This window comes from Micromonospora olivasterospora, from assembly GCF_007830265.1.
Taxonomy (GTDB): domain Bacteria; phylum Actinomycetota; class Actinomycetes; order Mycobacteriales; family Micromonosporaceae; genus Micromonospora; species Micromonospora olivasterospora.
This window is the reverse complement of record NZ_VLKE01000001.1, coordinates 164,262-189,285: the sequence shown is the minus strand read 5'-3', so window position 1 is coordinate 189,285 and position 25,024 is coordinate 164,262. Positions and strand designations below refer to the sequence as shown.

General features: G+C 68.9%; 8 protein-coding genes and 4 pseudogenes. 6 read left to right on the top strand and 6 right to left on the bottom strand.

Annotation, left to right across the window (positions count from 1 at the left end; translation table 11 throughout):
* Positions 1-161: 161 nt before the first annotated feature.
* Together JD77_RS00680 and JD77_RS00675 are read right to left on the bottom strand one after the other, a co-directional pair.
* Positions 162-473: pseudogene (locus tag JD77_RS00680) on the bottom strand (transposase); the annotation flags it as partial.
* Between the two features lie 100 nt (positions 474-573).
* Positions 574-838, bottom strand: a pseudogene (locus JD77_RS00675) (transposase family protein); the annotation flags it as partial.
* Between the two features lie 112 nt (positions 839-950).
* Between JD77_RS00675 and JD77_RS00670 the strand changes: the two are divergent.
* A pseudogene (locus JD77_RS00670) lies at positions 951-1,154 on the top strand (transposase); the annotation flags it as partial.
* A gap of 18 nt (positions 1,155-1,172) precedes the next feature.
* On the opposite strand, the gene JD77_RS00665 reads toward JD77_RS00670, so the two are convergent.
* Positions 1,173-1,463, bottom strand: a complete 291-nt coding sequence (locus JD77_RS00665) for a transposase (protein ID WP_145772584.1) — start codon at positions 1,461-1,463, stop codon at positions 1,173-1,175.
* Between the two features lie 177 nt (positions 1,464-1,640).
* A pseudogene (locus JD77_RS00660) lies at positions 1,641-3,322 on the bottom strand (ISAzo13 family transposase).
* A gap of 118 nt (positions 3,323-3,440) precedes the next feature.
* Between JD77_RS00660 and JD77_RS00655 the strand changes: the two are divergent.
* The 4 genes from JD77_RS00655 (at position 3,441) to JD77_RS00640 (ending at position 5,260) form a co-directional block, all read left to right on the top strand.
* Positions 3,441-4,357, top strand: a protein-coding gene (locus JD77_RS00655; protein WP_425463585.1) for an IS5 family transposase whose coding sequence is annotated in 2 segments (ribosomal slippage) — positions 3,441-3,785 and positions 3,788-4,357 — 915 coding nt in all. Because the reading frame shifts where the segments join, the coding sequence is not laid out codon by codon here.
* A 32-nt stretch (positions 4,358-4,389) separates the two neighbouring features.
* On the top strand, positions 4,390-4,605 hold the full coding sequence (locus tag JD77_RS00650; protein ID WP_145772583.1) for a hypothetical protein: 216 nt from the start codon (positions 4,390-4,392) through the stop codon (positions 4,603-4,605).
* A gap of 66 nt (positions 4,606-4,671) precedes the next feature.
* A complete protein-coding gene (locus tag JD77_RS00645) occupies positions 4,672-5,013 on the top strand; it encodes a YbaB/EbfC family nucleoid-associated protein (RefSeq protein WP_211372450.1) in 342 nt (113 codons plus the stop codon).
* Positions 4,985-5,260, top strand: coding sequence for a hypothetical protein (locus tag JD77_RS00640; protein ID WP_145772582.1), 276 nt, complete (start codon positions 4,985-4,987; stop codon positions 5,258-5,260). The genes JD77_RS00645 and JD77_RS00640 overlap by 29 nt, the downstream gene beginning before the upstream one ends.
* A 501-nt stretch (positions 5,261-5,761) precedes the next feature.
* Here the strand turns inward: JD77_RS00640 and JD77_RS00635 are convergent.
* Positions 5,762-6,028, bottom strand: coding sequence for a hypothetical protein (locus JD77_RS00635; RefSeq protein WP_145772581.1), 267 nt, complete (start codon positions 6,026-6,028; stop codon positions 5,762-5,764).
* 1,087 nt (positions 6,029-7,115) lie between these two features.
* On the opposite strand from JD77_RS00635, the gene JD77_RS00630 reads away from it, so the two are divergent.
* Complete coding sequence (locus JD77_RS00630) at positions 7,116-23,645, top strand: toxin glutamine deamidase domain-containing protein (RefSeq protein ID WP_145772580.1); 16,530 nt, start codon at positions 7,116-7,118, stop codon at positions 23,643-23,645.
* Here JD77_RS00630 and JD77_RS00625 read toward each other — a convergent pair.
* Positions 23,627-24,736 (bottom strand): uroporphyrinogen-III synthase, encoded by a 1,110-nt coding sequence (locus tag JD77_RS00625; protein ID WP_170286334.1) that lies wholly within the window; start codon positions 24,734-24,736, stop codon positions 23,627-23,629. The two genes, JD77_RS00630 and JD77_RS00625, sit on opposite strands and share 19 nt — an antisense overlap.
* Positions 24,737-25,024: the final 288 nt, after the last annotated feature.

The window sequence follows — 25,024 nt, the reverse complement described above, 5'->3', positions numbered from 1 at the left end:
GCGCCGGGTCCGGACGGGGCCTGACCCCCGACCCGGGTCGTTGAACAGGCCCATGCCAGATAAGAGGCCGCGCAGACAGGTGGGTGTCATGGTCGGCGGATGGGTCGGGTGTCCCATCGGTAGAGAGTCCAGGCTTGCCGGATGAGGCTACGTACGGTGATGATCGCGAGGTCGTCGAGCAGCAGTCCGACGATGCGGTCGTAGACGTCCAGGACGACCTTCTTGAGCTGGGCGAACACGCCGAGGCGGATCCATTCGTCGCGGCGGTTGCGGATCGTGGTGGCCGAGCAGGTGGTATCGGCGATGCCTTCGTAGGAGCAGCCGAACCGCAGGACTTGAAGGAGCTTGTCGAACACGATCCGGTCAGCGATACGCGGCCGGTGACAGCCCAGCGGGTGGGCCGGATCGACGGCAGGTCGTACGGGCAACAGCGCGGCGAACTGGTCGCTCAGCCATAATGGGATGGCGGGCACAGGCGTTCCGATGGTCACTGGGTGTAGGAACCTTCATGATCACCGTTTCCTGTGCCCGCCTCGTACCCGCCCGGCGCACACTGACCTACTTGCGCGGCCTCTTACGCGGACAGCCCGGTGTCGGGCAGTACCAGCGACGTTTCCGCCAGCGCAACTTCACCCGGCCGGCCGCCGACCGGCAGGTCCCGCGGCCGGGTCATCGTCCACTGCTTCATCCGCGCCGCGCGCTGCCCGCACTGCGGGCAGCATCGTGCCTGCTCACAACCAGTAGACAGGTCCATCACCGGGACACCCGCGGCGTCCAGCTCAACCCGCTCAGCGACCAGGCCGTCCAGGCCCAGCAGCCGGGTCGTATCGTTGACCATGCTCGCAGCTCTTCACTTGTGACCATCCGAAATAGACACTCAGATGATCACCGACGAGCTGCGAGCCCCTCACACCCGGGCCGGCTCCAGCCACGCACCCCGCTCAACTTCGAAGAGCCGCGTTGACCGCAGGGGGGTGTCCCAGGCGATCGTCGTGGCCATCGGCGTTCGCGCCGTTGGTTGGCGGGAAGTCCTCGGCTTCGCCGTCGGTGACAGCGAGGACGGCGTCTTCTGGACCGCGTTCCTCCGCAGCCTCAAAGCCCGCGGCCTGGCCGGGGTGCAGCTCGTGATCACCGGCGCCCAGATCGGCCTCAGAAGGCGTTTCACATGTGGGTCAGTCGGGTGTGTTGAAAGTGCGGCGTTGTTGGCGGGTGGCAGGTCCACCTGGGGTGAGGCGGTGGAGCATGCCGCTGATGGCGGCCCAGCGGATCATGGCTTCCGACGTGGTGGGGTGGGTTTCGTAATCGCGGGCCAGCCTGCGGTGGGCGGTCAGCCAGGCGAGAGTCCTCTCCACCACCCAGCGGCGGGGGTGCACGACGAACCCGCGCAGATCGGCGGGTTTGCGCACGATCTCGATGGTGGTGCGGAGGGTGTCGCGGGCCCAGCCGACGAGGCGGCTGGGCATTTTAATGCCTTTATGTCTTAATCCTCCTGGGCTCTCGCGTAGCAACCGGCGAGTGGGGAAAGTGCCGCCGTTACCCCCCCCACTTGCAATCCCTCAGGATGAGCGACCCGGGGGCGCATCCACCTGTCCGCACTGACCGGCTAGTACCAACGCCGTTCAGTTAGGGGCTGCAGATCATCAAGACGCGGCTTTGGGCTCTGGCGGGGTGGTGATGCCTTCTGTGGTGGCGAGGGTGTAGAGGTCGTTTAGGGTGGCGAGTCGCTGTGGGCCGGGTTGGATGCTGTGTCCCGCCTGTTGCAGGAGTTGCCGGGTCTCGCGTATCCGCCTGTTGATTGTTTCGGGTCGGACGCTGAACAGGGCGGCGACGGCGACCTGGGACAGGGCGAGTCGGTGGTGCAGGATGGCGGCGATGAGCCGGTCGGCGAGGGTGAGGACGGGCGGCGGCCGGTGCCGGGCGCGGTCAGTCGGGGACGGTGACCGCGTCGCTTGTTCAGGCGTGTTTCCCGCTGCTGGTCGTGCAGTGTCATCAGGGTGGTGATCAGTGCGTCCCACTCGTCGGGGGGTAGTCCGGTCAGGGCCGGATGCGCTAGCCAGGCCAGGTCGGGGCTGGGCTGGTCGAACGGGTCGGGGGCGTTGTTGACCTGTTCGTATTCCTCGGGGTGCAGGGTGTAGTTCCACTCACCGTGCCAGTCGTGGCGGCTCAGCGGTAGCGCGTCGTGTTGTCGGTCGCTGAGGCGTACGCCGGTGTCGTAGGTGTTGGTGTCGAGGGCGGCGTGTACGCGTAGGCCGGTGCGGGTCGTGGTGGCGGCGATGCTCTGCACGATCACGTCATGGCTGGTCAGCGGCCGGCCCCGCCAGTTCATGGTGATGTGGGAGAACAGCCGGTGTTCGACCTTGTTCCACTTTGAGGTGCCGGGTGGGAAGTGGCACACGGTGATGTCCAGCCCTGTCTGCACGGCGAGGGCGGCCAGTTCCGCTTTCCAGGCGCGGGTGCGGTAGCCGTTGGAGCCACCCGCGTCCGCGGTGATCAGCAGCCGCCTGGCGTGCGGATAGTCGCTGGAGCCGATGCTGTTCCACCAACGGCGGATCGACTCCACGGCGAACGCGGCGGTGTCGTGGTCGGTGCCGACGTTGACCCAGCCGGTGTTGGCGGCCAGGTCGTAGATGCCGTAAGGCACCGCCTTGCCCAGCTCGCTGTCGGGGAAGTCGTGAGTGCGGGTAGCGACCGGTTCACCGGCCGGCCGCCACTGGCGGCCGGCGTTGGCGAACGGGCCGACCAGTTCCTTCTTCTTGGTGTCCACGCTGACGACCGGGTCACCGGTGTCCTGATGGTCTCTGACCTGGTCGTTGATGTAGCGGAACTGCGCGTCGCGGTCCGGATGCTGCTTACCCTCGATGGTCTTGGCGTTGGCCTGCAGGCTGAACCCGTCGGACCGCAGCAGGTCGGCCACGGTGTCGGCGCCCACCGGGTGGCCCTGACGGGTCAACTCCGCGGCGAGGGTGCGGGTCGACTTGGTCGTCCATCGCAGAGGCGACATCGGATCGCCCCGCTCGTCCGGCTCGACCAGAGCCAGCAACGCCGGGCGCAACCCCGGATCCGTCTCGGACAGGCTTCTGCGGCCTCCGCCCAGGCGGCGTGCCCTACCCAAAGGGGGATCGCCTGCGTCCAAGTCGGACACGCCGCGAGAGACCGTGTTCTCGGCGACCCCGGCAGCCCGGGCCACCGCCCGGATCCCGCCGTGCCCCAACGCCCGCGCCTCAGCGCCCATCAGCAGGCGACGCTGCCGCTCATCCAGATGCGGAAAGATCGCTTCGAACTTCGCCGCCAGCATTTGTTCGGTTTCCACCGTCACGGCCATACCACATCCAACACGGCCGGACAGGAAAACCTCTACTTATTTCTCGGCAGACCCTAACTGAACGGCGTTGGTACTAGGGCGTGTCTCGTGGATCTTCGGGGCGGGTTTTGGTAGATAGATTGGCGTGTCTCGACGGCATGAGTTGACCGATGACGAGTGGGCGCTTCTGGCGCCGTTGCTGCCAGCGGATCCGCCGCGTGGGGGCCGATGGCGCGACCATCGGACGACGGTCTCGGGGATCTTGTACCGGGAACGTACCGGGATTCCGTGGCGTGACCTGCCGGAGCGGTTCGGTCCGTGGAAGACGGTCTACCAGCGGAAACGCAGGTGGGCGATGGACGGGACCTGGTCGCGGATCTGCGCGGCGTTGCGGATCGACTGCGACGCCGAGGAAGGCGACGAGTGGACGGTCGGGGTGGACACCTCCTCGATCCGGGCGCACCAGCACGCGGCGGGTGCTCGGCCCGCCCTGGCGGCGGATCACCCGAAAAGGGGGAAGCCGCAAGGGACGAAAAGGGCGGAAGGGAAGCCCTCGGCCGGTCCCGTGGCGGGTTGACCACCAAGCTGCACCTGGCCGCTGACCGGCGTTGCCGTCCGATCGCCCGGCACACCACGTGCGGGCAGCGGGCCGACTGTACCGGCTTCACGCAGGTCATGGCCGCTATCCGGATCCCGCGCCGGGTCGGCCGGCCGCGTACCCGCCCCGGGCATGTCCTGGCTGACAAGGCGTACAGCTCGAAGGCCATCCGTTCTCACCTACGCCGCCGCGGCATCAAGGCCACGATCCCGATCAAGGCCGATCAGGCGGCCAACCGCCGCAAGAAGGGATCCCGCGGCGGCCGGCCACCGAACTTCGACCGGGAGCGCTACAAGCAGCGCAACACCGCTGAGCGGGCGTTCAACAAGCTCAAGCAGTTCCGGGCGGTCGCGACCAGGTACGACAAGCGCGACTACATGTACCAGGCCACCGTCGACATCGCCACGATGAAGATCTGGCTACGTGACCTCACCCAAGATCGACGAGACACGGCCTAGTCGCGGATCCCTTCAGGGGTGATGAGCGACCGGTGACCCCCGGTGCCCACCAGCCCGGGAAGGACCGCGATCGTCAGCGCAGCACCTGGTTGAAGGAGGACGAGAAGGGCTGGGGTACCGACCCCGACTGTGCGCCCGTGGTGATCGGCCGGCGTGGTCGTGGTGCGCGGGTCGAGGACGACGAGTTCGACACGCCTGACGAGCGTCCCGGCATCCAGGATGAACGCCGTCGGCACCGGGGCCGTTGAACATTGTTGCGCCAAAGTGAACCCGCCGCTATGGCCCAGCCGTGAGATGGCAGAGGAGGCAACGGGATGAGCGGGCTGGGCGACGAGGAACTGTTGGCCGAGATGCGTGCGGCCCTGGATGAGGTTGAGGCCATGGCGGACCGGGTACGCCGGCGCGTGCCCCGGTCGAAGGCCACTGTGGAGGAAAAGAAGAAGCTGCTGTCGGTGACCGTGGGTGGGCAGGGCGAGCTGACCCGGATCACCTTCAACAGGGACGCCTACCGGCGACTCGCGCCGGCCGAGCTGGCCGACCTGATCGTGACGACGGCGCCGCAGCGGGGGCGGACGGTGTCGTGGGTGAAAAGGGATCACCTTCAACGGCGATGCCCTGGCTCAGCGGGTGGAGTTGCTGGGGGATTTCAGGGATGAGCTGGTGGGGACGGTGGACCCGCTCAAGCTCGTCGCCGAGTGTCGGTGGGTGGGGGAGGACGAGCAGAGCCAGCAGGTTCGCGCGATCTTGCAGAACCTCTTCGGGAATATCGTGCTCGGGGTTTTTGGCCAAACGCGGCCGGGTTCCAGGGCGAGAAGGTGGGCCTCCAACACCGTATCGGGGGTGAAGACGGAGAAGACCGGCGCTGATCTGGTTCCGGCTATGAGCGGCGGTCATCGCGGCTGACTGATTCGCACTGGGTGCCCCTGATTCGGGGCAGGGAGGGAAGCGTTGCGCGTTGGCCGCCGCCGGTCCGACCCTTGAGCTCAGCGAGAGCGCGTTGCGGGCTTTGGAAGCGTTCACCGGGATGAGGGTGTCCCGGGCGAAGCTGCCGTTGTTGCGGGATGACATCGGCACGCTGGGAACGCTGGCGGGTCGGGTGCGTACGGTGCTGGGTCCGTTGCTGGAGCAGACGATCAGGGCGGTCCGGCAGGCGGGGGAGGGTGAGGCCTTCGACCGGTTCGTGGCGCAGACCGCTCCGTTTGTGGGGAAGATGGCCGAGACGGCCGACCTGATGCTCGCCGTGGTCGAGGCGGAGAAGAAGTTCTTCGTGGAGACGGAGGTCGGCAAGCGTACGGCGTTGGCCATGTTCAACTTCATGATTGCCGAGTTCGCTGTCGCCGCGGCGATGTGGTTCTGGAATCCGGTGGGGGCGGCGGCGCACATCGCGCAGACGCGGACGATCATTCAGGCGATCCTGCGTTCGGCGTTGGTGCGGTCGGCGGCGAGTGGCACGGCTATGCAGATGTTGTTCATGCCGGGTTCTGCGTTGCTGGCCGAGGTGTCGATGATGACCGATGGTCTGCAGCCGGGGGTGAACTGGTCGGCGGTCGGTAAGCAGGCGGCGTTCGCGGGGGCGGTGGCGTTCCTGACCACGGTGGGCGGGCCGGCGTTGGGCAGGGTCGCTGGCGTTGTCGCGGGCGCGGTCGGCAAGCTCGCCGTGTCGGATGCCACCAAGCATCTGCTGACCGATGTGCTGTCGCGGCCGGTGACGGAGACCCTCGGGGAGGGGCTGTTCGGTATCGGTGCCAGCTTGATGGTCGAGGGGTACTGGGACCCCGGTAATCTTGGTGCGGATCTTTTGTCCGGGGCGATTTCGGGGGCGGGCGGGGCGGCCGCGAGCGGGCTCGGGCTGGTCTTGAGTCGCGCCGTGGTGCAGCCCCGGGTGCGGGTGCCTCACATCGGTCTCACGTCGGACGGTAGGCCGGTGATGCCGGTGGGGCCGACACCGGTGGGTGGGGACACGTCCGCGGGGTACGAGGCTGGGGTTGACGACCCGAAGCCTGCGGTGACCGGCGGGCAGGCCCCGCCGCCCCCGCCCGTGCCGCTGCTGCCGGCGTCGAATCTGCCCACGCCGGCGCTGGACCTGCCCGCGCCGCACCTGGACCTGCCCGCGCCGCACCTGGACCTGCCCGCGCCGCACCTGGATCTGTCGGTGCCGTCGTGGTCGGTGCCGTCGTGGTCGGTGCCGTCGTGGTCGGTGCCGGCTGCGCCGGTGCCTGAGTGGGTCGCGGCAGCGGGTGGGCCGGTGGTGGAGCAGTGGCAGCGGTTCCAGCAGGAACTGGCGGACCGCTACGGTGGGTTGTTGGCCGGGACGGGGCAGGCGCGGCAGTTCCTGGCCGGGCTTCCGGTGCCGGTCGATCAGGTGTTCACCGAGTGGGCCGACGCCCGGCAGAACGATCCGGCCGTGCCCGTTTTCCTGTCTCAGGTCGGTCTGCCCGCCACCGCCCTGACCGACCAGTTCCTGTTCGGTGTCCGGGAGCGGGCGGTCGCCCGGATCACCGAAACCCTCGCGGGGCAGGTCCCGGCGGGTGGGCAGATCCCGGCGGCGGTACGTCCGGAGCAGGTTGTCGCCGCGCTGCCGGCGGAGTTCGACCGGCAGGCGTTGCGTTCGATCGCGCACCTGGCCGTCGGGCACCACCTCGACCAGTACTTCACCACGGGCGCACCGGCGACCGCCCCCCTGCCAGGCGGCGTCGTCCCGCCAGGGGGCGCTGGCGTGCCGGGGGGCGCCGGGGCGGCGGCGGTGCCGTCGGAGGTCGTGCGCGCCGCGGTCGAGCGGGACGTGCGGGCCCACGTGGACCGGAGCCTCGACGCGATCCTCGGTGCCACTCCACTACCCGCCGCACCACTGACGGCACCACTGGCCGTGCCGCCCGTCGTGCCGTCGGCTGCGGTGGTCAGGCCCGACGCCGCGCAGGTCAACGCCGTGGCGGACGTGGTCCGGCAGGCGGTCACCGACCTGCCCGCCCGGGTCACGGCCGCGGCCATCCCCGACACCACCGCACCACACACCACCCCTTCCGGCACGGACACCCCGGCACACCGGCCTACCGACCTGCCGATGCTGCCGGTGACTCCCGAGCAGCACACCGCAGCAGCGACCAGCCAGGCAGAAACCCAGTTGACCGCTCTGGCCCGCAAGTACGGCGTCGAACCGGCCAACCATGACACCCTCGCCGGTTCATTCCGACATGACTGGGTCAACGGATACCACCAGGTACTCGCCCCGGCCACCGGCAACGCCACGCCCGGCACCCCCAGCGTGCCGGCCACGCCCAGCGTGCCGGCCGTGCCCGGTGTGCCGGGCACGTCCGGTGTGCCGGCCACACCCAGCGCGCCGGGTGCGTTGGGCACTCCGGGCACTCCGGGCACGCCGGATGCGGCCGGCGCCCGTACTACGGTGCCGGGTGGTGTTGCCCCCCGGACCGACGGCACGTGGAACCACGACCACACCAGCGACAGGACATCGGTCAGTGACCTGTCCGCCTCCGGTGACGACTTGTTCAGCCGCGATGGCAGGCCCGACGACACCTTCACGGTCAGTGACCTCTCCTCACTGGACGAGCCGATCAGCCGCGACCCGGCCAAGCCCGACAGCGGGGACCCGGATCCGTTCAGTGACGTGTCCTCGTTGGGCGACTCGGTCGGTGGTGACCCGGCCGGACGCGGCGAGCCGGCCAGCACGGCACCGGAACCGGCGGTCGCGGCGACCGGGCCGGCCGCGGCGGCCGAGTCCGCGCAGCGGGTCGCCGACTGGATCGATCAGACACCGGTGGGCCCCGACAACAGCCGCGACCCGTGGTGGTGGTGCGTCCAGGCCACCCTCGACGCCTACACCACCGCCTACGGACGGCCCAGCAACCGGACGGTATCCGACGACCGGATCATCGGACCCGACGGCCGACTCGCCCCCACCACGAGCTGGCCGCAACTCCTGGACATCCTCGACGCCACACCCGAACACGTCGCCCACCCCGACGGCTGGCCCGACGGAGTCACACCAGAAGACGTACTCGCCGCCCTACGGGCGGCACCGGGCTCGATGGTCGTGGTCAGGGTCGCACCACCCAACGAACCACAACACGTGTTCGCCCTCCACAGCCAACCACAACCATCCGGACCACCGACCATCAAGGTGCGCGACGGCCTGGTGCCCGGCGCCGAGGACCGACCCGAACCACCCGACCCGACCACCGACCCGTGGCTGCGGCACCTGTTCGCATCGAGCACCCGACTCGCCGCGTTCGACAACACCGGACGACCCACCACCATCACCAACCTCCTTCCCGACCGCACCACCGCACACCCGCAGCCCACCACCACGACCAGCATCGACCCCAACGCCATCCTGCTCGCCTCCACCACCCCACCCCGCGGCCCGTCCCAAGCCATGCAGGAGGAGACCAGCTCTCTGGACCTGTCGTCCGGTGCGTTGCCGGGGTGGGCGGCGGCGATGGAATGGCACCCCCAGGCCGGCTCCGACGAAGACGGACAGCCGTCCGGCCCAGCGGAAGGCGACCCGTCCGGTCTTGACCCGGAGCGTCTTTCTCTGTGGGATGACCCGCTGGCAGGGCTCGATCTGACGACACCGGCGGCCGGCTCGGGATGGTCGCCGTCGGGCGGGCAGAAGCCGGACTGGGAAAAGGAAGTGGAAGCAGCCACCAGGTACTTGAAGTTAGCTGGAACCGCTGCCGAGGCGGCGTTTGGCAAGTGGGTGCGCGAGGTGTTCGAATTCGATCCCGCGAAAATCGATCTCAGGTCGAGCCACGCCTTCAACGAGTCGGTGTTGAATACCTACCGGGAAGAGTTGGGGAAGAAAGGCATCACCACCCAGACTGGATTGCGCGGATGGTTGGCCCGCCAACTGGCCGAGGAACTCGCCCTGGGCGGATCGTCGAGGTTCAGGGAGCTTCTTCCGTATCCGGATCCGGAGAATATGTCCGAGCAGCGACGAGATGCCCTGCACCGGATCTGGCTCGACAAGATCGCAAACACCCGATCTGCGGATTACGAAGTCGCGCGTGTGGCTCTCCACGTCCTGGCCAAGGGGTTGGACCAGCCGATGCGGATCCACCATCCGTTCGGCGACCCGTACGACATCGGCCCGCCGTCCGATGGCGGCGCCATCCGACACCCGGTCGTGTGGTGGAAGGGTGGTTACATCATCCTTGAACCTCGTGACCCAAACGATGTCGACATCGCCGACCGCATCGCCAGTGGCTACCCGCGGAATTTGATATCCGATCGCGAACAGCAGCGACGGGATAGACTTTTCAACGAGGCGCTCGGTCTACTGAAAGCCGAAATCGCCGCGGCAGAGGAGAAATTTACCGAGCGTCACCGGTCCCTCCTGAAATACATATTTGACCGCGAGCTCGCGGCCATCGGCCAACGCCCCGCCTTCCCTCGCCGCCAAGCCGAAGAACTTGCAGCACACCGTCGGTACCTCAACGCCCTCAGCAGCGGCGGCGACTGGGAAGGTGACTATCGATGGAAACTCAATGACCCGTTCACCCTCCGTATCCCCGCCTACGTTCACGCCGGCAGCCACGCGTACTCGGCATTGCTCACCCGGCTGGGCGGCAAGGACGTGGAACTCACTCGTGTCGACCACATGGTCCTCCCGGGCGATATGGTAGCTATCGATTTCGGGTCGGACAACGGGACGGGTGTCGGCATTGTCAAAATCCCGTACCTGGCCAACGGCGTCGAAAAGTTTGCCTACCGAGAGATCGACCGCAAATTTACTGACAGCGAGCTGGCCGAACTGAGGGACAAGGCACCCGGCCAGGCGTGGCAACTCGACGAGCCGCCGGTCGGCCTCTTCTATCACATCGCGGCGGGCTTTGCGCACGATACGGGCCGATTGAGCTGTAAGTTCGGCAAGGGTTCCGAAGGCGAAAAACTCCAGCACCCCCGTATCCCAGCCGTCAAGGCGGCCGACGGAATTCAATTCGTCATCCCTGGGAACATGAAGGAGGTTATTCTCCGACTCGGGTATGGCCTGGATGGTGGACCCCTCGCGGTCGTGGTGATGCCGGCAGAGAAGGGCGGGGCCGGACAGGACCTGTATCTGCAACTGGTCAAGCCTGCCCCCACCTTCGACGACATCGAGCGGCTGCGCAAATCGTCGCTGTGGGAACGCGGGAACTGGTGGGATATCTCCCGCGTGAGATATTTCGATGACACAATGGACTCGCAAAGGCGATTGCCGAATCCCCTGCGTCTTAGTATCGGCAGAAAATCGGCAAAGACGTTAGACGGGCAGGAGGTGAATCTCGACCCTGGGACGCCGATCACCTTGGGGGTGGGGGAGCGGCTCCGGCCGGTCGGAAAGAATGTCGTCAACGGCCTTGTCGATAGCGTCAAAGAGATTGTCGTCGTGGTCAAGGCGCCGTTGGTCCCAAGACGGGACGCGCCCGCTTCCGAACCCGAATACGCCTTCCGGCTCTTCAGCACGGGCAAGACGGATTACGATGCTTTCATAAAGCAGCTCGAAGACCGGCAGATTGGCCTGAGGCTGACCGGCTTGCGGCGGGGGCGGGTCAGGCCCGGCGAGCGCAAAAAGGGAGCCGAGTCGGCGACTGGGCGGGCCGCGCATCGTCCGCGCATCGAGGATGGGCCGAGCGTTCGGGGCGGGTCGCCTTCGGGGTCGGGTGCGGGTGAGCAGCTGCCTGCCGAGGAGGTGATGGGCGGCGGTTGGCAGGTGTCGTATCGCAGTCCAAGGGATCTGACGCCGGCGCTTGACCTGGGAGGGGCGCCGCCGGTGATCAGTGCACCGGTCGACTCCCCGGACCTGCCGGCAGGGTTGGATCTGCCAGCGCCGTTTGATCCAGCGTCGCCGCCGGAGAGCCGCGCGCTGGTCGAGTCTCTGGACCCGCTGTCGGAGGTGGACGGGCCGGGGCCGAGCGGGACGATGATGGCCGGTGGGTCCGACGGTGTCGCGCCGGACTTGCAGGAGAAAGTGGACTCGGCGATCAAACAGTTGTCGGCCGGCTTCCTCGCCCAATCTCATGACCCAGGCGGTGCCCGCATCGCTGTGGGCTTCTCGCAGACAGAGACAGACCCCAACGAACAGCAGCGACTGGCTGACGTGTCCAACGAGGCACTCGGTCTGCTGCGAGTGGCGATCGCCAAGGCGGAAAAGAATCCCGACAGCACCTACTCGCGCATCCGGAGGGACACGTTCGACCGCAACCTCGCGGCCATCCGTCAACCCCCCACATCCTCCCGCGATCAGGCCCAGGAGATCACAGAACACCTCCGATACCTCCGCGACCTGAACAACCGCTACGACCAAGGCAGATGGGAAGATCAGACCCCATCGAACCTCGAAGACCCATTCACCATCCGCGTCGCCACCACCCCGCTGCGGGCTGACAAGGACGTGAGGATGGGGGTCAGCCGTCCGGTCCCAGAGCTGGCCATCTCGCTGAACCACCGGAGGGTAAACCTCGGTCGTATCGATGGAGTTGCTGTCCTGGGAGATGTGGTCGACGTCAGTTTCGGGAAGGTCGGCGAAAAGGGTGTCGGAATTATCGAAATTCCGTACACTGCGGGCGACGGCACCGAAAGCAGGATTTACCGAAAGATCGACCGCGAGTTCACTGACGACGAGCTTCGCCTGCTGAAGAAGAGGGCACCCGGCCAGGGGTGGAAAGCCGACCTCCCATCGTTCGTCGATTCTTACCGCATCACGACGTCCCTACAACCATCCGATAGGCGATTGGGCGTACGGCTCGGCGAGGGCGGCGGGGCGGGGCGGGCCGGCTTCGCCACCGCCCGCCCGGTGTATGCCCCGGCGCCCGTGGTGGCCGACGGAGGTTCGTTTGTCTTCCCCCCGGACATGAAGCGAATTGGTCTCGAACTCGGGCATGACGTCACTGGTCGACCCGCTGTGGTTGCGGAGATGCCGGCCGAAAGGAGCGGGGCCAGACGGGACCTGTACGTGGAACTGGTCAAGCCTTCCCCCACCGTGTACGACATCCTACGGTTGCGCAAATTGACGCTGTGGGAACCAGCGGATCGGTGGGATCTTTCCGAAGCAGTGTCCTTCGTAGACACAATGGATTCGGGTAACCGATTGCCCAGCCCCCTGCATGTCGGTGCCGGTTCCGGGCTCACGACGTTCGGTGAGGCGAAGGTGAATCTCACCTCTGGGACGCCGATCACCCTGCGGGTAGGAAAGTTGGTGGTATCGGAGCGGGTCACCGGCGTTTTCGTCGTGGTCAAGGCGCCGTTGGTCCCAAGACCGGACGCGCCGGCGAATGAGCCCGAATACGCCTATCGGCTCATCGACACGGGCCAGAGCACCGATGATTTCACGGCGCTCATTAACGAGTTCAAAGGCCGGCAGGCGTTACCCGACCGGCGCAAAGAGCGAGCCGAGTCGAGAACTCGGCGGGCCACGAAGCGTCGGCGCATCGGGGGTGGGCCTTCGTTACCCGCGGGGGCGGGCCGGGCGGACGCGGGTTCGAGCGAAACCGTGATGGCCGGTGGTTCCGGCGGTGTCACGCCGGAGTTGCGGGAGCTGCCCGGCCAGGTGTGGGAATTCGAGCCACCATCGTTCGTCGATTCCTACCACATCACGACGTCCCTGGACTCCAGATCGAATTTCGGGCAGTTGGACGTAACGATCGCCGGCCGTCCGGTCTATATCTCGCAGGCTGTGGTGGTCGACGGAAGGTCGTTTGTCTTTCCTGCGGACATCGAGAGGCTTCGCCTCGAACTCGGGTATGACATCGTTGGTCGACCCACCGCAGCCGTGGAGCTAGCGGCCGAAAACAGCCCTACCGGACGGGCGCTGTACCTGAATCTGGAGCGGGCCCCCACTGCGCGCGACATCGAGCGGCTGCGCAAGAAAGCGCTGTGGGAACCGGACGATCGATGGGAGCTTTCCGAAGCGGTATCGTTTGAAGACGTATTGGAGTCGTCGGGACACGGGGGAAAGTTGCCCAGACCCCTGGCTCTCAGTGTTGGTTCGGGGGGCACGGCGTTCGGCGGGGCAAAGGTGAACCTTACCCCTGGGACGCCGATCACCTTCCGGGTGGGGAAGAGGCGGCGGCCGGTCGGTTCAGCTGTCACCGGCGTTTTCGTCGTGGTCAGGGCGCCGTTCGCCGATGGATCCGGACACGCCTACCGGCTCATCGACACGGGCAGGGGGGGCGATGATTTCGATGCGCTCATAGAACAACTCCGAGACCGGCAGGAAAGGCGCAACGTGCGCATCCTGCGAGCCGAGTGGGCACCTGAGCCGACCGGGCGGCGTCCGGGCGCCGGGGACGGGTCGGGCGCCGGGGATGGGTCGTCGTTGCCTGGTGGTGCGGCGGCGTTTGCTGGTGTGTCAAAGCGTGGGGATGTGGTGCTACCGAGTCAGATGTCGCCGGCTGAGGCGTCGTTGTGGTTCGACTGGTTGGGCGGTGTGAACCCGGGCCGTGATGCCGACCCGGACAGTCCGAACTCGCGGAGGCGGGATTCCGCGACGAACTGCATCTTGACGGCGATCGGTACCGACATGTCGTTGGCGGACGGGGTGGGTTGGCAGGTGCCGCCCGACGTGGTGTTGCCGGTGGCGTGGTTGCAGCGGTACGCGGGTCGGCCGTTGGTGGAGGTGGCCGACTACGACGCGGTGGTGGAGGTCATGGCCGCGGCGAAGCCCGGCGCCCGGGGTGTGCTGGTGACGACCGGTGAGGGCGACACGGTTTCCCATGCCGTCAACGTGATGCGCACCTATGACGGGAGGGTGGTGTTCCTCGACGGTCAGCGGGGTGGGCTGGCCCGGGGGCCGGCCGAGCCTGGCCGGTTGCGGTTCGTGGCGACGACCGACGGCGTGGGCATCCCACGCCCGCCGTCGAGGGTGGGGGACGCCGCGACCGTGACCGTCCCAAAAGAAGCGGATCTAGCCGGGATGGACGGGGCTGCCCGCCCCCCGTCGGAGTCGCGGGTGCCGGCCGATGGGTACCGCACGCCGTCGCCCGACGAGCTGCCCGGCCCTCACGACACCTCCGTTGCCGAGGACGACCACGCGTCGCGGCATTCCCTCGGTGAGATCTCCTCGTCGGAGAGTTCCTCGTACGAGGACCTCCCCGCGCAGGGCTCGACGATCGACTTCCGGAGGGCCAAGGATGACTGGGACAAAATCGAGTTCCGCATGTCCCGCTACGACAAGCTGTGGATCAACCGCGAACTGAGAGCCGCCTACGAGGACTTCAAGAAGCAGATGAAGTTCGAGCTTTCCGGATCCGACTACTCGCCCAGGCTGGATACCGTACCGGAGGAATGGCCCCCTCCAGCTGACCCCGGCAGTCCGGTCGACGCCGAGGATCGGGCCGCCGCGAACGGAGGTGGCGGCGCCACGCCACCCGCGACGGCGGACGCGACGCCGACCGGAAGCACGCCGGAGGTCGAACGGCCGCGGCTGACGAGAACACCCTTGCCACACCCCCGGCCGACGCCCAGAACGACGAGCGCGTACCAGCTTGAGGCATCGTCCGGTGGCCTGAGCGCGGCTCAGAACAGGGCGCCGTTCCGGTCGTACCAGCAGCTGAGCGTCGTCAGCACGAGCCCGGACAGCCGGCCCACCGTGGCGGACTTTCCCGCGCACGTTCCGGCACAACGGGTGGTCGCCCACAGGCATCCACCGCTGCGGCTGTCCGACGACGGCACGCTCGCCATCAACGGCATCGCCTCGGTCAGCGGCGCCCGCCCGGTGACCGAGGCGACGGAGTTCTACGCGACCGATGAGGTCATCGACGCGGCACGGCGCGGGCTGGCGAGGGCCGGGGCCAACGTCAGGCTGACGGTGGACAGTGCCGTCACCGTCACTGTCCACCACGGTGGCCGACCCGTGAGACTCCGCAAGGTGAGCGCGGACTTCGACAACCCCCCGCCGGACGTCTGCGTCGACTTCGCGGGCGTCGTCCTCGGTGGCGTACCCGACGGGGTGGTGTTCCGAGGCGAGGGCCGGACCCTCCTGGCGGCGACCGACGCCGGGAACGGGCGGGAGTTGCTGGGTGTGCATCATCTCGCCGAGGGGGTGGCTGCCGTCGCTGCCGGCGACCTCCCCCTCGCCGCCGTCGACCCGGAATGGGCGACGGCCAGGATCGCGGCCGACCGGCGGTTGACCGGCGGCTTCACAGAACCTCCACTTCCTGGTGCCGCGTACGGTGCCGCGCTCCGGAACGATCCGGCGAGCCGCGCCGAGCACGCCAGACTCAGCCAGGTCGCGAGGCGGATCGGCATCAACGAACATGCCTGGCCCAGGATCGGCGAGGCCTACGCCACCAGCACCATCATGTCTCAGGGCGCCGACGGCGAAGCCTCGATGACGACGGACTTCGCCCGTGGCGGCACGGTCGCCGACGCCTACGGCTACCACTTCGCGGCGGTCGTCGCGCAGAGCGCCGACGGAAAGACCCAGATCACCTTGGAGAACTACGCCCGTGTCGGTGAGCGCAGACGTGCCGTCGACGAGGCGATCGAACGAACACGGGCCGCGTATCGCGGTCGGTTCGACACCGTCAAGGCGACGCTCGAACGCGCATTGGCGGATGGTGGTGGCGACCCCCAGGCGGTCGACGCGCTGCAACGCAGACTGGACCTGGCGGAGGCACTCGGCGTCGTCGAGAGGCCGGGAACCGAGGCGGACGGGTCTGATGCGGCGGCGTGGCGGTCCGCTCGCGCCGCGATGGCGAGGTTGATGGATCTGCCGCGGGCGAGCGACACGTGGCATTTCAAGATGTTCAGCCAGCGCCCCGGCGAGACCTTCCACGAGCAGCAGGCGGTGCTCTACGACGCCGGCGTGCCGGTCGAGCAATCCAACCCCCTCACCACGGTCGTCGTCGGCGGCTCCACCGATCCTGATCCGATGCGGATCAGCTTCGATCCAGGGTCCAAGACTCCGGGACCGGTCGAACTCAACAAGCTGCGATCGGTTACGCGGCAGACCAGCAAGCTCGCGGTATGGCGGCACGACAACGACCTTCCCATGCCCACTCTCGGTGTCACCGGATACGGCAACGGCACCCGCCTGTGGGCCGGTAGCGCGGTGACCACCGGGTGGGAACGGGCAAACAGCGTCAGCGACGTCCTCAGGCGGCACCTGGCCCAGGACCTGACCGCGCTGCTCCAAGGCGGGCAGGATGTGACGGCGGCCGATATCGTGATCACCTCGGATTCTCTAGGCCGTGACCTGGGCGACACCAGGTCTGACGGAGTTGCGGCGCCCGACGACCTCCGCCGGGCGGATGTCGTCGTTCACGTCCCGTCCCCGCGTCCGGCGTCCGCCGAACTGGCCGGCCGAGCGGTGGAGGACGAGTTGTTGCCGGGCGGGTTGTCGCAGGCCGAGGCATTGAGTCGGTTCCCGTGGCTGGGCGGGGTGAATCCCTACCGTGGTGGCGACTTCGAGACGAACTGCGTGTTGGCGGCGATCGGCACCGACCTGTCGTTGGCTGAGGGGGCTGGGCACCGGGTGCCGCCGGAGAAGGCCAGCCCGGTGGCATGGCTGGAGCGGTACGCGGGCCGGCCGCTGGTGGAGGCAGCCGACTACGCGGCGGTGGTGGAGGTCATGACCGCCGCGGCTCCGGGTGCCCGCGGTGTGCTGGTGACGACCGGTGAGGGCGACGAGATATCCCATGCCGTGAACGTGATGCGCACCTATGACGGGAAGGTGGTGTTCCTCGACGGGCAGCGAGGTGGACTGGCCTGGGGGCCTGCCCAGCCTCGTCGGCTGCGGTTCGTGGCGACGACGAACGGGGTGGGTGTTCCGCGGGCGCCGTCGACGGTAGGCGACAACGCGATCGTGACGATCCCGGAAGAGTTGGACCTGGCCGGGGGCGGCGGCCCCGCGTCCCCCGCGACGGGCGGCAGTATCGACGATGGGGACGCCACGCCGGCCGGGAACCCCCCGGAGGTCGAACGGTTGACCCAGGAGTTGGCCGGTATCCGGGACACGGCCGCTGCCGTCGAGAGTGACCTCGCCGCGGCGTGGAGCGAGCTGTCCGCCGCTCGGGAGGACGTGGCGCGACAGGTCGCCGCGCGCGCGGCCGTTTCGCCAGCGCCCGCACCACAGGCGCTGAGTGACGGGAACGAGACGCGAGCGGCGGAGCGTGCGGTGTGGGAGCGGCTCACCAGGGCCCAGGACCGGGTTACTGAGCTGGAACGGCAGCGCGCAACAGCGGAACGGCGCGGGCACCAGTTGCTGGAGCGGGCCGTACGGCTGGCTGACCGGAGGCGACAGACGCTGGAACAGGACGCCGCCGCCCGGGAGGCGGACTGGCGGACGGCGGTACAGCAGTGGACGGACGGCCTACAGGCGTTGCAGGCCGGCGGGGCGGCGGCGGCGGACCGGGCGGCGGAGCGGATCCGGCAGCGGGACGCGGCGCGGGAGGCCGCCGAGCGGCTCGCGACCCAGCGGGCCGGCGAGCGGGAGGTGGCCAGGCAGGAGGCGGCCACCCGGGCGGCGCAGCGTCTGGTGGCGGGTCAGGAGGCACGCGAGCGGGCGGCGGCACGCGAACAGGCCCGGAAGGACGAGCAGCAGCGGCGGGAAACGTGGCAGGGCGTACAGCGGGCGCTGGCGGTCCGGAACGCGGTACGCGATGCCGCGCAGGCAGAGGCTGACCGGCAGGAGCAGCGGCGTCAGGAGCAGGAGGCGCGGGCCGCGGCGGATGAGGCGCGGCGAGAGTTGGCGGATCACGACCCGGGGCGGGAGCACCTGGCTGCGGAGCGGGAGCGGCAACGGCGCGCGGCCGCTCCGGTAGCGCAGTGGCGCGCGGCCGCTACGGCAGCGCAACGGCGCGCGGCGGCCGCGGCAGCGCAGTGGCGCGCGCGGGAGCGCGAGCTGGCCGCGGAGGCGGCGAAGATCCGGCAGGACGCGCAGCGCGCCGACGACCAGTTGGCCGAGCAGGCGCAGCGGCGGTGGGAGGAGGGCCGGCGGGAAGCCGAACTGGCGGAGGCTGATCGGGTACGGGCGGACGAGGACGCGCGGCGGCAGGAGGACGAGCGGCAGCGGGCCGACCTGCGGGCGGTCGAGGATGAACGCGAGCGGGTCGAGGCGGAGCGGCGGGACGCCGACAACGCGGAGCGGCAGGCGGGGATGTGGCGCCAGGCCGAGCTGAGGGACGCGGTCGACGCGGCGGCACGCACGGCGGAACGGACCCGGTTGGAGCGGAACGTCGCGCGCTACCAGGAGCAGCTCGACCGCGCCCGGAATGCGGCGTCCGAGGCGCGTACGGCCTGGGAGCGTGCGGTCGAGGAGCGGGATCAGGCCGACGCCACTCGGGCCGCGGCCAAGGGGGAGGCCGGGGAGCCTGAGCCGGCGACGCCGTGGTACTTCGCCGACGGTGCCCTCGGTGAGCTGAGCGTCTCGGCGGTGCGGCACCTGACGCCGCAGGAGGTGACGGACACGGTTACGCAGTTGATGGACGACCTGCCGTCAGGGTGGCCGACCGGGGCAGCCGACGACATCGAGACGGGCACGGCCGACCGGCTGGACCTGGGCACCGCCACCCAGGAGGCGGCCATCCGCGCACGGGTGTCGGGGGTGCTGCACACGCTGCTGACGGCACCGGACCAGCGGGATTCCCGTGCCGTCGAGGAACACCGTGAGCACTGGGAGCAGGTGCTGTTCTCCGGAGAGACCTTCAGTGCGGGCGGGCGGCTGGTGTGGATCCGTCCCGTGCCGCACGATCCGCGACCCGCGCCCGGGAATGCCGGGGGGCCGCGGGCATACGGAGTCTCGTTCGGTTCGACGAAGGTCGGCAACGACACGTCCGTGTCCAGCGGACGCAAGTCCGGCGGTGGGCTGGAGGAAGCCTTCGACATCTCGACCGGGCGCGCGTCCAGGTTGATCGCGGGCCTCCCCACGCTGTCGGCCAAGGGCGATCGCCAACACGCGGTGTCCCGGGAGACCCGCGTCATCTGGGGGCGGAAGCTGTACGTGATCGCGTCGACGTCGTTCATCAGCGGGGTGTCGTTCCGGGTCTTCGTGAACGGCGCCGAGTGGGGACGGCCGTCGGTGCCGGTCGAGACCGGCCTCCTCGACATCTCCCTGCCGACCCTGTACGCCAACGGCAGCGCCGCGCCGAACCGGGCAGCTCAGCTCGCGCCGTCGCCACCCGAGCCGCTGGCGCGGTCGACGCCGCAGGCCCGGGACGTGCTCAACGCGATCGACCTGACCCCACTCGTGACCGGCTGGCACCAGGTGTTGTCGGCCGCCCTGCCGGCCGACGCCGCGGCGGGCGTCGCCGCGAAGGTCACCCGCCAACTGCTCAACGAGCGGACGACCCGCAACCGTAGTCGGTGGTTGCTGTCGAACGGGGACATGACGGACACGATCGACGAGCGGCTCAGGGTCGGCAGGTTCCGCGGCCACGTCGCCACGAGGGCGGTCATTCGGGAGCTGCAGCTGGTGGAGATCACCGAGGGCGTCACGGTACGAGACGACCTCGGGGTGATCGCGACCTCCGGGGAGGAGGTGTCGGGTACGAGCGGCGCCGGCCTCGAGGCGGACGTGGGGCTTCTCGGACTGACCCACGCGGCGACCGACCCGGGTGGCCGGGAGGAGGCCGCCGACAGGACGACCGGCGCTTTCTCGTTCGGCTTCGGCGGCGAGTCCGAACGGGAGTCCGCGCTGGAGGTGGGCGGCAAGGTCCTGAACCACACGGTGCTGAACCGCAAGGAAGACCAGGCTCGTTACCGGGTGGTGTTCGACGTCACGGTGACCACGCATGGCGATTCCTCGGTGGTACCGGTGACCCGGCGGGTGGTCGGCGAATTGGGCGTGCCGTTGAGCGAGGCGCAGCAGTTCGAGCGTGGTGTCTTCGGGACGGTCTTCACCCCTGAATTCGGTGGGCCGGGCACGGGGCGGCCGCGCGCGGTGATCACGCCGGCCGCCGCGACCCCTGCACCGGCTCCGACACCTGCGGACGAGATCGCCATCCGGTTGTCGCCGCGGGTGCTCGGGGCGCCGCAGGCGCGGCAGCCCTACGTGCCCCCCGCCGGCCCGGCGCTTCGCGAGCCGCTGGCGCTGGCCATGCGGCGCGGCCAGGGCCTGGGGATCGCGGCGAACATGCCCGGGGCAGAACAGGTCGCCGACCTGGTGCAGGCGGTGCTGCGACAGAAGTCGGGGCGCGCCGACATCGGGGCCGTGGCGAGCCGCACCGTCCTGACGGAGGTGGGACGGGCGGCGATGGAGGCCGATCCGACGCGGACGCAGGCGGGGAAGAAGTTCACCGTGCGGGTCGGTCGCCAGCGGTACCAGGTCATGGTGACCGAGCACCGGAGGGAACTGCTGGACAGTCCGGAATACCCGATGACGGTCAACGTCCGCGCGATGACCGGGGCCACCACGTCGGGTTCCCGGTCGACCGAGGGCAGCCTCAGCGGCCTGGGTGGCCGGATGTCGATCCCGGTGCGCACCATCGAGCAGTCCGATCAGAACGAGCACAGGACGGAACACCAGGGGAGGCCGTTCTTTCCCCGGCTCGGCGTCACGGCGGGGCACGCACGGTCGAACGAGCACGAGCTCAGCCAGGTGGTGCAGGAGTACCGCCGGACCGAGACCGACGGACACGTCGTCGACCATCGCTACAGCACGGTGTTCGAGGTCGCGATCCGCGAGCAGACAGACAGCGGCTGGGGGCCCCGCGAGACCTGGTTGATCGGTGCTGGACGCGGCGGCGAGGTGGCGACCCACATCGCGGTACCGGTCGAGCATGTGCCGCGTGATCCGCGCACCGGCGAGGAGCGGGCGATTCCGCCGACGCGGCTCGACGGCGCGGGTGTGACCCGCCCGAACCCGCGACCCGAGGCCGCATGGGCACCGGCTGATCAACCGCCGCACCTGCCGTTGGACGTCCAGGGCAGCGCCGGGTTGTATGCGGCCTTCCGGTACGTGCCCGAGCTGCCGGCCACCGCGGCGCGGCTGTACCAGCAGGTGAACGGCCTCTCCGACGAGTGGTTCGACGAGCCGATGAACTGGCCCGACGCCATCTTCGATCTCGGTGCCGGCTCGGAACTGGCCGGCGGGTTCCCGGAGGCGGTCGAGGAGCACGGGTGGGAACTGCAACTGCCCGCCCACGACGGGTACCAGCAGACCGTCCGGGTCCGGGAGCGGTTCTTCGCGGCGGGCCTGACCTACCAGTACAGTAGCGACGCCATCGACAGCGCGAACGGTGTCGAACTCGAGCAGTACCGGCAATCGGCGATCAGTCACGCCGCCGGGACGAGCAACGGGTTCAGCTTCGGCGGCAAGGCCGGTGTCGGGGGCCAGTATCTCAACCACGCAACGACCGCGAAGAAGGGCGACTCGGACAGCGGCGACTCGGACAAGGCCCACGAGCGCGGCCGTGTCGGCGGTGGCCTGTACGTCGAGGGTGGGGTTTCGTTCGGCGGCTCGAACGGCAAGGACTACGGCGCCATCGACATCACCCGGGCCACCTACAACGACGTCGTCCACGCCTATCACGGCCGGGCGGTCTTCGAGGTCACCGCCCTGCGCACCAGGGACGGCGAGACCACGGCCACCGCTCCCGTCTACCTGGAGGTCGACGACGCGGTGGATCTCCTGGCGACCGATCGTGCGGCCGAGGACCTGGGGCTGGACCGTCCCCGGACACAGGCGCCGGACTCGGCGTCATCGCGCGAGATCATCGACCCTGAGCTGTTGCCCGCCGTGGGGCACCCTGAGCGGTTGCGGGCCAACGCCGTGCTGGACACGATCCTGCACCGGCTGCGGCAGCGTGGCCTGTTCGCCTCCGGCGAGGGTATCCCCGACCACCTGCGGCGCGCGCTGGTGAAGCGATTCTCCTCCCGCAACCTGGAGCCGCAGTACCTTCCGCTGTCCGGCGAGGGCGTGTACGGCTGGTTTCCGGTGCCCACGCCCTACCACACCACGCAATACCTGTGGGTGCGGGTCAGCGCCACCCCGGCCGCCGCGCCGTCGAGCGACCGCCCGCGAGAGCAGGTCAGCCTCACCCTGCGTGGTGAGACGCACGACGCCCAGTCCAACACGGACACCTTCGGCCGCTCATGGGGTGGGGAGGTCAGCTTCTCTGGCCGTGGCGCGTGGATCGCTCAGAGGGGGGTCCTCGGCGGGTTTGGTGACTACGGGCAGGAGAGTGCGGAGTCCAGTGAACGCGGCATGCAGTCCGAGCCCAAGGACATCTTCCGGACCGGACCCAAGGAGTCGCACGAGTTCGAGTACCCGTTGGACTTCACCATCGAGATGACGTTGACCACGGAGCTGCCCCAAGCGGTCACGTTCATGCGCGATTCAGCGCGCAACGTGCTGTTCGGCGGCGCCTGGCTCGCCGGCCTCTGGCAGCCGAAGCTGGAACGGTCGGTCCGCGACCTCTGGCACCAGCTCCCCGGGCTCGGCTGGCAGGAGCAGATTCAGGTTACCGGGGACGTCCGGCTCATCGTGCCGCGATACCTGACCAGGCCGACGGCCGAACAGCCGGGGAGTTGGCAGGGGCTGGGTCCGGCTCCGACCCCGGCCCAGGCCGGCGCCGGCCGGCCGACACCTCGATGGGCGGAGCCCAGCCCCACCCGCCCTCGCTTGAACACGGACCTGGTGGGTGACCGCAACCTCCATCCGTGGCGGCTGAACCGGGTGGCTCGGGAATTCGAACGCTGGGCGGCGCTGACCACCCAACCGCCGCGGCTGCGTCAGGGCCTGGACCTGAGCGTCGACGGCTCCTGGCGAGTGCCTGGCGGGCACGGTGGCAGCGATCTCGACCGTTTGATGGCACACCACGCGTCCGAGATGATGCTGCGATCTCGCCTCGAGTCGCTGCTCGAACACCGCTACCAGGTTCCGGGCCCCGGAATCACTCTCGGGCTGGACATCCGGCGGGCGGAGATCTATGTCGACAAGGCCGGCCGACCGCTGGCCTTCGCGCAGAAGGCCCGGCGATACCAGCAGAACGAGTCGGGCCCGATCAACAAGGGCGACTCGTCCTCCGGCTGGGAGTTCTCGTTCGGCCCGCAGGGTGGCGCTCCCGCCGGCATCAGGAAGCTCGGCTGGAACGGCGACGGCTTCGGTGTCGAGCACGAGGACGGCGAAGCCCACGCGGCCGAGATGAGCGAGGTCAACGAGCGCAACGTGGAGGCGAAGCGGACGTTCCATCAGTACCGCTACGACGTCACGGCGGTCATCTACGGTCCGCAGGGCACCCTGCTCGTGGACGTGGAGAGGGGGCTCTACGTCATGCGCGAACAGCCGCCGGCGATTCCGGTGACCGCCACCCCGTTGACGACTGAGCCCTCAGGTCAGGCCGCCAACCGGTAGCCACGCCTCATCACGGTCTGGATCAGGTCGACGCCGTCCAGTGGGGTGTCGCCGAAGGTCCGCCGCAGCCGCGACACCGCCATCTCGACGGCGTGGTCGTCGACGTCCGCCCAGCTCGGTGTGGCTGCCCGGATCTCGGCCGGGGACAGCACCCGGCCCGGACGGCGGGCCAGCGCCCGTAACACCGAGATCGGGCCGGGCTGGACCGGAATCACCTGGTGGCCGATCACCATCGCCTGGCTGCGGATCTCCATCCGGTGACCCTGCACGTCGAGCTGGAGCGACCGTCCCGGAAGCTGGTCCGCCAGGACCTTGACCAGGTCGGGCAGGGCGGGACTGTTCGCCACGTACGCGCTGAGGCCGAACGCCCGGAGCGGCTCCGCCGCCAGGTGACCCAGGCAGGCCGGGACGATGTCGGCGGTCAGCGCGTTGAGCACCTCGCCGAGCACGCCGTCGGCCTCGGCCTGGCGCAACAGGTTCTCGGTGGCGGTCGCCCCGGTCAGCGCGACGGCGTCGACCTGCCGCCGGATGATGACGCCGCACAGCCGGCGCAGGACGTCGCTCCGCAGCGGCGGGAGAAACCGGTTGGTGACGACCTCGACCACGGTCGCCCCGTTGCGGCGCAGGGCCTCGCAGTACTCCCGGTGTGGCTCCGACTCTATCTGCGCCACCACCCGGCGCCCGATCATCGGCTGGGCGAGGAGATAGCGGAACAGATCCTCGGTGGTCGTCGAGGTGGTCGCCCAGATCTGGCTCAGGCCGAGGTCCCGCAGCGTGTCGGCGGCGTGCCCGTCGCGGGCCAGCAGACGGGCATGCGTCAGCCGGTCGAGGAGCGCGTCGAGATGGCCGGTCTGCCGGACCACGCGCAGCCAGGCCCGCAGGCCCAGGCCCGACGACACGATGACCTCGTGCACCGGTCTCGTCACGCAGGTGCGGGTGGCGACAGCGACGGCCTCCGCCACCGGTTGGGCCACCGAGCGGACCGCCTGGACGTTGATCGTCCGCGCCGAGGTGGCTTCCAGCAGGGTGGCGAGGTCGTGTCGACGCCGCTCCGACAGGACGGCGACCGTGTACCCCGCCAGGTCCTCCACGCTGTCCTCCTGTCGCGCCGGCTTACCCCAACAGGTTGAACGGATCCGGACGTCGCTCTGGCTCAAGCAGGTGAAAATTTTCCTCGAAAAGAAGTGTCCCCGTAACAGTCCAGATACCGCAGTGGGGTCCAATCTCAACACCGCGACGGTTCGTTCACCGATCGGTGCTACCGGGATTTGGGACGACATGTCGACCCGGATGGTGTTTTGCCAGCTCAGAGCGGATCGCCGAATAGTTACCGCCGAGTCAGGGGTGGATCCGGGCAAGTGGATCTTGTGAGGTGTTCG